This is a genomic window from Paenibacillus sanguinis 2301083 = DSM 16941, from assembly GCF_000374825.1.
Taxonomy (GTDB): Bacteria; Bacillota; Bacilli; order Paenibacillales; family Paenibacillaceae; genus Fontibacillus; species Fontibacillus sanguinis.
The window spans coordinates 728,938-737,394 of the sequence record NZ_KB895376.1; the positions used below are offsets into that span (position 1 = coordinate 728,938).

Here is an 8,457-nt window from a genome sequence, read left to right on the forward strand (position 1 = left end):
AAGACGATTGACTGGCTTAATAAGATACAGCACCCTTCTTAAGCATAATGGCAAGCTACGAAATGGTCCTTGCCTTTATTAACATACTCCGGCACCTGTTGCTTGCAAAGTTCCGAGGCAATGGGGCAACGCGTGTGGAATTTACAGCCTGAAGGTGGATTGGCCGGGCTGGGAATATCCCCCTGGAGTACAATTCGCTCCCGCTTCAGCGTAGGATCAGGAATAGGAATAGCCGACATCAAAGCCTTCGTGTAGGGATGAAGCGGATTACGGAAAAGCTCATGCGTGTCCGCCATCTCAACCATGGAGCCTAGATACATCACACCCACCCGATTGCATAGATACTCCACCACACTCAGATCATGGGAAATAAATAAATAAGTGATTTGCTTTTCCTTTTGCAGATCGCTGAGCAGATTAATAATCTGGGCCTGGATGGATACATCCAGGGCCGACACCGGTTCGTCCGCGACAATAAAATCCGGCTCCATAATCAGTGCCCGGGCGATCCCGATTCTCTGCCGTTGCCCTCCCGAGAATTCATGGGGGAAGCGATCATAATGGTACTTGGCCAGGCCGCAAATTTCCATCGTTTCAAGGACACGCTGTTTGACCTCTTGCCGTTGGGTGAGCCCGTGGTCGAACAAAGCTTCTCCTATGGCCTCCCCGACCTTGATACGGGGATTCAGCGAGCTGAATGGGTCCTGAAAGACCATTTGCATCTTCGGACGCAATTTGCGAAGTTCTTCCTTGGACAAGTCATAAAGCTCCTGACCCTGATAGGCCACACGACCATCGGTTTTGTCATGCAGGCGGAGCAATGTCCGCCCGATCGTGCTTTTGCCGCAACCGGATTCACCTACCAGGCCAAACGATTCACCGTGATGAATATGAAAGGACACGCCGTCCACCGCCTTAACCTGTCCGACCGTTCGTTGAAATACCCCACCCGTGATCGGAAAATACTTTTTCAGTCCCTCTACCTCGATAAGTGCGCTCACTGGGCTCCCCTCGCTTCCTCATATAACCAGCAGGCTGTCTTATGCGTACTATCGCCATGGTCGCGAAACGGCGGCTGTTGCTGCTTGCAAATCTCCATACAAAATTCGCATCTATCATGAAAATGACAATTATCTTCCAATTCAATAGGATTGGGCACCTGCCCGGGAATGGAATAAAGCCGTTCCGAGGTTTGACCAATCACGGGCTTGGCCTTAAGCAAGCCTTTCGTATAGGGATGTTGCGGATCCTTGAACAATTCCAGAACCGGAGCTTCCTCAATAATCTTGCCCGCATACATAACAATCACGTAATCTGCCATCTCGGCAACAACGCCGAGATCATGAGTAATGAGCATAATGGCCGTGCCCAGCTTTTGCTTGATCTCTCGCATCAAGTCAAGAATCTGGGCTTGAATCGTAACATCCAGGGCTGTCGTAGGTTCATCGGCGATGAGTAGCTTTGGATTACAGCTTAGTGCTATAGCGATCATGATGCGCTGGCGCATCCCGCCGCTGAGTTCATGTGGATACGCGTGGAAGATTTGCTCCGCTCGCGGGATTCCTACAAGCTCAATCAGCTCTATAGCCCGCTGTTTCGCTTCCTTGCGGTCCAGCAGCAGATGTAGTATTAGTGGTTCGGTAATTTGATGTCCAATCGTGAGCACCGGATTTAATGAAGACATCGGTTCCTGAAAAATGATGGATATTTCTTTGCCCCGAATTCGCCCCATATCCCGCTTGCTGAGCTTTAATAAATCCTTGTTCTCATAAATAATCTCCCCGCCGGCAATTACTCCATGAGGACCTTCTACCAAGCGCATCAGAGACATTGCGGTCACACTTTTGCCGCAGCCGGATTCCCCAACGACACCGATCGTTTCCCCCTCGCGTATGGAGAAGCTAACCTTATCCACGGCCTTGACCACGCCCGCCGAGGTATGAAAATGAGTCTCCAGATTGCGGAATTGCACAAGATCTTTAGCCATATTTGCATCTCCTTCTTTGGCGTATCAGCTTATCTCTTCATCTTGGGATCAAGTGCATCACGCAGTCCGTCCCCTATGAGATTGATAGCTACCGTCGTGACCAGAATGCATACCCCCGGTGGAATCCACAGCCAGGGCCGCTTGCGAAAATCGATCAGATTGTTAGCATCAGCAATCAAATTTCCCCAGGATGGCGTTGGTGGAATCACCCCAAGACCCAGAAAGCTTAAAGAAGATTCATAGAGAATAGCGCTAGCTACGCTTAGTGTGGCTGCAACTATAATGATCGGAACCGTATTCGGCAGTAAGTGTCGGAATATTTTACGCCGATCCTTGAGGCCCAGCGCTTCTGTTGCCAGCATGAATTCCTGCTCCCGCAAGGTAAGGATTTGCCCACGCACCAAGCGAGCCAGCGATGTCCAGCTTAAAAGGCCGATAATAAACATCAAATAATAAATCCGTGTGGGTGGGGGTACCTTCAAATCGGACATCACCGCACCCAAAATAATCAGGATCGGCAGCGACGGGAGGGACATAAAAATATCGGTAATTCTCATGATTACACTATCTACCTGCTTACGATAGAAACCTGCTATTGCGCCAAGCGTACCTCCGATAATAACCGTAATCGCTGTGGCAACAACCCCAACCAACAAGGAGATTCGTCCGGCAAGCATGACCCGTAACAGGATATCCCGGCCTAACTTATCTGTTCCCAGCCAGTGTGCGGCTGATGGCGGCTTGTTCTTGCTGACAAGGGAATAGTCATATAAATTATATGGCGAGAAAAATGGACCGATAAAACAAATCAAAAACATGATAATTAAAATAATGAGTCCACCCAAGGCCAACTTGTTGCGGCTGAACCGCCGTATCGCTATTCGCCAGGGCGATTCGGATACGGTGGCCGAGGATACTGTCTGTCTGGTCATCGTCGTGACTTCCGTGGCCATCTAATCTCCTCCCTATTTCAAGCGAATTCGCGGATCGGCTAATCCATACAACACATCGGCCAACAAATTACCGATGAGTGTCAGCACGGCCAATAGTATGGTAAAACCGAGCATAAACGGATAATCTCTCATATTAATTGCATTCAAATAGACATGCCCAATGCCGGGCCAGACGAAGATTTTCTCCGTGATAATAGCTCCCCCGAACAAGGCGGGCAATTCGAAGCCCAGCAGTGTGATCGCTGGAATCATGGCGTTACGCAAGGCATGCTTGAAGATAACGGTCCGTTCCTTAAGCCCCTTGGCCCGTGCGGTCCGAATATAATCCTGTCTGATAACCTCCAACATACTGGTTCGGAAATAGCGAGTCAGGCTGCCCGTGCTTAACATGGTCAACACGGTAATTGGAAGTACTCCGTGCTTCAGCACGTCCATGATATACTCCCATCCCACCGCCTTGGTGCCAGCTGTGGTCATCCCTCCTACCGGGAGCCAGCCGAAGGACAGCGCAAAAATACGTATAAGCAGCAGGCCGAGGAAGAAGGAAGGCAATGACATACAAATAAATACGAACAGAGTAATTAGCTTATCAAACAACGAATACTGGAACTTGGCTGAAAATACACCGGCAAATATAGCAATAATCCAGCTAAGGATCAAGCTGGCGAAGGCGATAATAAAAGAGTTCCATATGTACTCGTTGACTACTTCCATCACTGGCTTCTTATGCTGAAATGAGTCGCCCATATCGCCGGTTAGCATGCTTTTGGCCCAGGTGAAATAGCGTAGATATTGGGGCTGATCAAGACCATATATCGCTCTTAATTGCTCCGCTCTTTCATCCGTCATATTCGGGTTATTCAGAGCCGTAATATAGTCACCGGGAATCATGGCAGAAATCGCATAAACAATAATGGATATGCCAATTAACGTAGGGATCATTTGCAGCAGTCTTCGAATAATGTACGTTCTCATCGGATTTCCCCCTGATTAGTGGATGCGGGCGTACCCGACCTCGCAGCCGGGTACGTTCGCCCTTGTCCTGACTAGATCCAACTTATTGGGCAATTTTCACTTGATATAAGCTGAATGGGAAATCCTTGTATGGTGAGATGTCAAACCCGTCAAGCCGGCCGTTTACAGCCACCATATTTTTTCTTTGATACATCAGAATGACAGGTACATCCTTGTTCAATTCCTGGTACATTTCCTTATAAATTGCTTTGCGTTCCTCAATATCCAGTGTCTTTTTCCCTTTATCCATTAATTCGTCAACCTTCGGATTAGAGTATCCGTAATCATTCTGTGAGCCATTGGTGATGTAGACCGTATTGTCCGGGTCAGGCGTCAGACCCCATGCCGCAAAGTACATTTCATATTCCCCGGTATTTGATTTATCCATGACGGCATTAAAGTCCAGTGTTTCTGCCACGATCTCAATCCCCAATTCCTTATAGTTCTGAGTCATTATAGGCAAGAGCGCATCTACAACTGGATTGTCCGCGGTGGCCGAGAAGTTGATTTTAAATACCTCGCCATCCTTCTCGCGCAAGCCCTTGCTGTTCAATGTCCAGCCAGCTTCATCCAGCAATTGTCCAGCCTTCTCCAGATCAAACTCATAAGGTTCAATATTCTCATCCGTGTAGGCCCAGGACACATTAGATTGTGGAATGTTAATAACGTTGCCATAAGGACCATAAACCCCTTGCACGATCTCCTTCCGGTTCAGACCATAGACAAGCGCTTGACGCACTTTGACATCACTGAACTTTGGCAGCTTATGATTGAAGGCAATATACCCGTACCCATTATTCGGAAGCAAGCTGATATCAACGAAGCCCATGGCCTTCAGAGCTTCCACATTATCCTCGGTAACGCTCATACCGTCCTGCATATCCGTCTCTCCTTGCTGGAGCATCGGCATGCTTGTGGTCTCTGATGTGGTCCTGAAGATTACATTTTTAACATTGGGAGTACCGCGGAAATAACTCTCATTGGATTCCAGAACAACCTCTTGCCCGGGACTATAACTCACCAGCTTATACTGCCCACTGCCCAGAGGCTTGTTATTCAGTTTTTTCACACCGTCCAGATTGCCTTGTTTGTATTCCTTACCATAATAATGCTCTGGTAAGACATACATATTCCCTAGCTCCACCGGAGTGAGAGCCGTATATTCAGTCAAGCTAATCTCCACTGTATGATCATCGATAATTTTCACACCGGAGATCTCACTGGATTTGCCTTCGTTATATTCATTTGCGCCAACGATATGCCAGCTAAGCGGGTCTGACTGCCCGTCATAGCTTGCATCCATATATAGCTTCAATGTAAAATAGTAATCCTTTACCGTCATCGGAGTTCCATCACTAAATGTCACCCCTGGCTTCAAATGATAAGTATATTTCAGTCCATCCTCAGAGATATCAACCTTCTCGGCCAGACTATTTGTATATGTACCATCTGCCTGTACTTCAATGAAAGAATCAAATATGGCGTAATTAATGTAGTAATCATAAGAAGTTTCCATGAATAGCGGATTAAACACGCCCTTTGGATCAGTAGTCCCGATAATGACGGTATCGGTGCGATTTGCCGCAGCAAGCGGATTAAGTGACATATCCGCAGCTTCGATGAACCCTTCTGTGGCTTCGGTATCCGACTCTGGTGAGGTTTCCCCCGACTCTGTCGGTGTGTTCGCATTCTCCCCGCTATTTGTTGTCGGCGGCATTGCCGAGTTGTTGCCACCGGAGCAAGCCCCCAGCATTAAAGCAAACGACAATGTCAGAATAATAAACCCCCACCATTTTTTTCTCATTTTCTACTCCTCCTTATGATTATTCGTTGATCTCATACGCTTCTTCGGAAGTTATGCCGACTCATAGAAGTAGTAAAAGGTTGTTGCTTCTCTCCCCTTGTACGCCCATTTGTAACCGGTCTGAAATAGACATGCAAGCTACAATATTAAACCGATGGTTAATAATAGCTTGTTAATGGAGAAAAATAACATTTGAATTATTCTACATCATACATGTGAAAATACCTTACGTCAATATCTTTTTTATTTGTTTTATACCACTTAAATACCCCTTTATTTCACATTTTTTTAGTTTTTTTCAAAATAAAATTAACTTTATATAGCATGATGTTATGTTTAGTTACTTATATTTAACTTTGTGAGTTACTATATTTTGATATATTTCGACAAATATCTTAGCAAATTCTGCTTTCGCAAAAAAAATAACAGCCGGACCTATAAGGTCCGGCTGTTATCCAACGTAATCTTTACTTTATTCCGTTGTGTAAGGAAGCAATGCGATTTGACGGGAGCGTTTGATGGCAATCGTCAAAAGGCGTTGATACTTCGCGCTGGTGCCTGTCACACGACGAGGCAAAATTTTACCACGTTCACTGATGAATTTCTTCAACAGCTCAGTATCTTTATAATCAATGTGAGTAATTTTGTTCACAGTGAAGAAACATACTTTACGACGCTTGTTGCGGCCACCACGGCGTGCCGGTCTCTTGTCGTCTCCGCCTTCTCTTTGTTTGAAGCTCATGCTATTCAGTCCTTTCCTTTATTAAAATGGCAAATCGTCATCCGAAATATCGATCGGTTTCCCGTCGTCGGAGAAAGGATCATTCTGATTGCTGCGTGAGAATCCACCGCCACGGCTATTGCCGCTGCTGTTGCCTCCACTGTATGGAGCTTCCTCCCGCGCACCGCCGCCACCTGATCCACCATCACGGTTCGATTCAAGGAAACGAACATTATCGGCAATAACTTCAGTGACGTATACGCGTCTGCCTTCGTTATTCTCGTAATTCCGAACTTGAATCCGCCCTTCTACAGCCGTAAGCCGTCCTTTACGCAAATAGTTCGCACAAGTCTCGGCAAGCTGCCTCCAGGTTACGACCGGAATGAAATCTGCTTCACGCTCTCCTCCTTGCGAGGTAAACGGTCTGTCTACGGCTAGCGTAAACTGAGTTACCGCCACTCCTGCAGGCGTATAGCGCAATTCAGGATCCCGGGTAAGACGTCCGATGAGAATGACACGGTTCAACAATCAAATCCCCTCCTTCAAGCAATGGTTACTCAAACTTGATTAGGCTACGTCTTTTGTAATGAGATAACGGATAACCTCGTCGGAAATCTTCAAAATCCGCTCAAGCTCAGCAACAACTTCAGGTGTTGCTGTGAAATTCACGAGTACGTAAATTCCGTCACGAATCTTGTTAATCTCATACGCAAGCCGGCGTTTGCCCATCAGGTCATGTTTGGTAATTTCACCGCCGTTTTGGATGATGCCTTGGAATTTTTCGACTATAGCTTGAACAGCTTCTTGTTCAACGTCAGGACGAATAATGTACATCACTTCATATTTGCGCATCTGATTCACCTCCTCTTGGACTATGGCCCCCAATACTTACGCTTGGGAGCAAGGAGCGAGCGTAAACTCGCACCATAATAATATACCAAATTGGAAAGACGCCTGCAAGCAAAAAACATGTATTTCCTGTGGCAGCTCACTTTTTCGTCATCCCCTCGTCTTGTGCTCCCCTTAAGTCCCTACATGAAAAAGCCCTTGCCGGTACACAATAGGCATGAACTTAACATTATAACTACAGGACACACATGTCTTGGAAAGGAGACCTTGGCCATGGGCGAAATCACGGAATTTGAGGAGGGCATGCGCGCACCCAATCCAGGTGTATATGTTGAAGTAGGTGAAGGGCGAAGCTTTCATACGGAGATCAAAAACCCCAAACGCATCACACTTGAAAAGGGTGAGAAGTTCCCCGAAACCACCAACAAAAACCGCAAGTGGAAAAAGGAAGAGAAAGCTCGAGTTCATTAAAAAAATATGATGTATAAAAGCTGATAAGCTGCACATAATACACTCGACGGCGTGCAAGAGAGGTGTGGTTCCGTTGGGCCTTAAAAAGCTTCATCGAGAAACAAACCGTAAGGAAATCTTGTTCGCGGCTTTGTAGAAGCGTCAGATCACGAATGTGCGAAGACCCCTCTTCTCGGATTCGTGCTTGCTCAGGCAAATATCAGAATGTTTCTTCAATAGTGAGAAGAATTCCCAAAATCAGTACGCCGTCAACCAGAAACAGGGCCCTTCACAGGGTCCTGTTTCACTTTTCCAGTATTTATTGCAAACGGTGCTAAATAATAAAATAACCCCCTGCGATATCGCAAAGAGTTACTGGCAAAGTTATAGAAAATGATAAGTGGCGGAGAGGGTGGGATTCGAACCCACGCACGCCTTGCGACGCCTAATTGATTTCGAGTCAACCCCCTTGGGCCTCTTGGGTACCTCTCCACAGCAAGAATGATTGTATCATGAATCGATTCCCAATGCAATAGAGACCTTCTGCTCTTGTTATTCTTCTGTGATAATGTCACTATGGGACAGGAGACATTCACATTGACAAGAGCAGAATTAAAGAAGGTAGTTGTGGTGGAAAAAATTCTTGGGGGACATATGACGAACAAGGAAGGAGCAGCGG

General features: G+C 46.6%; 9 protein-coding genes and 1 tRNA gene. 1 reads left to right on the top strand and 9 read right to left on the bottom strand.

Annotated features, from left to right (window positions below):
* Positions 1–38 precede the first annotated feature (38 nt).
* The 8 genes from C557_RS0103375 to rpsF form a co-directional block, all read right to left on the bottom strand.
* The gene (locus tag C557_RS0103375) at positions 39–1,001 is read right to left on the bottom strand and encodes an ABC transporter ATP-binding protein (protein WP_018750417.1); all 963 of its coding nucleotides are present in this window, start codon (positions 999–1,001) and stop codon (positions 39–41) included.
* Positions 998–1,987, bottom strand: coding sequence for an ABC transporter ATP-binding protein (locus C557_RS0103380; RefSeq protein WP_018750418.1), 990 nt, complete (start codon positions 1,985–1,987; stop codon positions 998–1,000). Before C557_RS0103380 ends, C557_RS0103375 begins: the two co-directional genes overlap by 4 nt.
* Before the next feature lie 29 nt (positions 1,988–2,016).
* A complete protein-coding gene (gene opp4C, locus C557_RS0103385; protein ID WP_018750419.1) occupies positions 2,017–2,940 on the bottom strand; it encodes an oligopeptide ABC transporter permease in 924 nt (307 codons plus the stop codon).
* A gap of 12 nt (positions 2,941–2,952) precedes the next feature.
* Positions 2,953–3,915, bottom strand: a complete 963-nt coding sequence (locus C557_RS0103390) for an ABC transporter permease (RefSeq protein WP_018750420.1) — start codon at positions 3,913–3,915, stop codon at positions 2,953–2,955.
* 82 nt (positions 3,916–3,997) lie between these two features.
* Entirely contained in the window at positions 3,998–5,758 is a 1,761-nt protein-coding gene (locus tag C557_RS0103395; RefSeq protein WP_018750421.1) for an ABC transporter substrate-binding protein, read from the bottom strand.
* A gap of 472 nt (positions 5,759–6,230) precedes the next feature.
* A complete protein-coding gene (gene rpsR / locus C557_RS0103400) occupies positions 6,231–6,500 on the bottom strand; it encodes a 30S ribosomal protein S18 (protein ID WP_018750422.1) in 270 nt (89 codons plus the stop codon).
* A gap of 21 nt (positions 6,501–6,521) precedes the next feature.
* Positions 6,522–7,007: a single-stranded DNA-binding protein gene (ssb, locus tag C557_RS0103405; protein WP_018750423.1), complete on the bottom strand. Its 486-nt coding sequence runs from the start codon at positions 7,005–7,007 to the stop codon at positions 6,522–6,524.
* Positions 7,008–7,046: 39 nt separating this feature from the next.
* A complete protein-coding gene (gene rpsF, locus C557_RS0103410; RefSeq protein ID WP_018750424.1) occupies positions 7,047–7,331 on the bottom strand; it encodes a 30S ribosomal protein S6 in 285 nt (94 codons plus the stop codon).
* A 270-nt stretch (positions 7,332–7,601) separates the two neighbouring features.
* On the opposite strand from rpsF, the gene C557_RS0103415 reads away from it, so the two are divergent.
* Positions 7,602–7,799: a YjzC family protein gene (locus tag C557_RS0103415; RefSeq protein WP_018750425.1), complete on the top strand. Its 198-nt coding sequence runs from the start codon at positions 7,602–7,604 to the stop codon at positions 7,797–7,799.
* A 380-nt stretch (positions 7,800–8,179) separates the two neighbouring features.
* Here C557_RS0103415 and C557_RS0103420 read toward each other — a convergent pair.
* Positions 8,180–8,270: transfer RNA gene (locus C557_RS0103420), tRNA-Ser, on the bottom strand.
* Positions 8,271–8,457 lie beyond the last annotated feature (187 nt).

Coding starts and splice junctions, on each gene's coding strand:
- C557_RS0103395 (WP_018750421.1), bottom strand. CDS start 5,758: ATGAGAAAAAAATGGTGGGGGTTTATTATTCTGACATTGTCGTTTGCT.
- rpsF (WP_018750424.1), bottom strand. CDS start 7,331: ATGCGCAAATATGAAGTGATGTACATTATTCGTCCTGACGTTGAACAA.
- C557_RS0103380 (WP_018750418.1), bottom strand. CDS start 1,987: ATGGCTAAAGATCTTGTGCAATTCCGCAATCTGGAGACTCATTTTCAT.
- C557_RS0103415 (WP_018750425.1), top strand. CDS start 7,602: ATGGGCGAAATCACGGAATTTGAGGAGGGCATGCGCGCACCCAATCCA.
- C557_RS0103390 (WP_018750420.1), bottom strand. CDS start 3,915: ATGAGAACGTACATTATTCGAAGACTGCTGCAAATGATCCCTACGTTA.
- rpsR (WP_018750422.1), bottom strand. CDS start 6,500: ATGAGCTTCAAACAAAGAGAAGGCGGAGACGACAAGAGACCGGCACGC.
- opp4C (WP_018750419.1), bottom strand. CDS start 2,940: ATGGCCACGGAAGTCACGACGATGACCAGACAGACAGTATCCTCGGCC.